Annotated in this window: 1 protein-coding gene and 1 pseudogene; one reads left to right on the top strand and one right to left on the bottom strand. The window is 65.0% G+C overall.

Annotation, left to right across the window (positions count from 1 at the left end):
• Positions 1 to 429: pseudogene (locus tag G3N96_RS38635) on the bottom strand (hypothetical protein); the annotation flags it as partial.
• A 622-nt stretch (positions 430 to 1,051) separates the two neighbouring features.
• On the opposite strand from G3N96_RS38635, the gene G3N96_RS38630 reads away from it, so the two are divergent.
• On the top strand, positions 1,052 to 1,561 hold a 510-nt coding region (locus tag G3N96_RS38630), incomplete at its 3' end, for a dihydroxyacetone kinase subunit DhaK (protein WP_205193996.1).

The following is a 1,561-nucleotide window of genomic DNA, read 5'->3' as shown; positions in this document are numbered from 1 at the left end:
GCCGTAGTTCTGACCATGCGTGGGATCATTGCCGCGATAGATGCCGACCTGCGGGTTCGGCTTGTTCGTCAGGCGCGTGTGACCGTTGGCGACGAGCACGTTCCAGCTGTCGATCCACGGGGACGCGTGGGCGCCGACTTTAGCGCGCATGCGTTCGAAATCCGCGTCGGTATGCAGCAAGCCGGGATGCGTGAAGGCGCGGGTCTGGGCAATGCCTGCCGACGTCGCCCCTGCGTCGATACCGTCCGAAGCAGGAGCAACGCCGGACGCCTGGCCGGTGCCGTTTGCCGATGGTCGCTCACCGCCTGTAACCGCGTTGCTTCCGTCGCCGCCGCATCCGGCCAGAAACGTTGCACCGAGCCCCATCACGAAATGGCGTCGTGCAATATTTTCGATGTCGCCGAGTGGGACGATTTCCTCGGGTAGCATCGTCGGTGCTCCGTTGTCTCGCATGTCTGGATCCCCAGTTTTTTAGCTATGGTCGAAGCGACAAAAAATGTACGAACCGTTCCGTATTCGTCAGGAACGCGTAGCATTCTATCCAGTGCGATAGGGAGGTAATCAAGCGAAAAAAAACATATTCACTCATGACACGCAACTGTCACATCCGTGATGCACGGATAGAGGAATGCGCGAAGCGGCCGGGCACCGCCGTAGAACAAAACAAAGTCGAGCCTGGGCATGATCTGTTGTCCGTAGCGCGCTCACGGCGGAGCGCGCCACCTCGAATCCGACGATCCGCCTGCCGATAGAAGTTCGACGTTGACGGCTGCGGCCGAACTTGCATCTCGTGCCTCGCTCGGAATGCACGGCCAAAGGCCGCGCATCTCACAACATGTGGGGGCGTGCGCCGCACTCCATACATCAACGTCCGAACCTGATGTATCGTGGCGCGAAGCGTGCGCGTCGCTTCGCCCGTGCGGAAGGTCATCCATTCCATGACCGCCTGCCCCCGGCGACAGCACCCGCACGATCCAGCGCAACACGAAAGGCCATCCGGCGCCCGTGCGGGCCCGGCCAGGCCTCGTTCACCCGTCCGGAACCCGTCGCCATGAAAAAGCTTGTCAACCGCCCGTCCGATGTCGTGCGAGAAATGCTGGAAGGCATCGCACGGCAGTCGCCGCATGTCGCGATCCTCGGCGACGAGCACGTGCTCGTCCGCCAACCGCTGCCCGAGCCCGCGCAGCGCCCCGTCGCCGTCCTCTCCGGCGGCGGCAGCGGCCACGAGCCCGCACACGGCGGCTATGTCGGCGAAGGGATGCTGAGCGCGGCCGTCTGCGGCGAAGTGTTCACGTCGCCGTCCACCGATGCCGTGCTCGCCGCGATCCGCGCGAGCGCCGGCCCGAACGGCGCATTGCTGATCGTGAAGAACTACACCGGCGACCGGCTCAATTTCGGGCTCGCCGCCGAACTCGCGCGCGCCGAAGGCATTCCGGTCGAGACGGTCATCGTTGCCGACGACGTGTCGCTGCGCGGCCGCGTCGAGCGTGGCCAGCGGCGCGGGATCGCCGGCACCGTGCTGATCCACAAGCTCGCCGGCGCGGCCGCCGCGCGCGGGCTG

The sequence above is a fragment of the Burkholderia sp. Se-20373 genome (genome assembly GCF_017104705.1).
Classification (GTDB): Bacteria; Pseudomonadota; Gammaproteobacteria; order Burkholderiales; family Burkholderiaceae; genus Burkholderia.
This window is presented reverse-complemented; position numbering and strand designations above follow the sequence as displayed.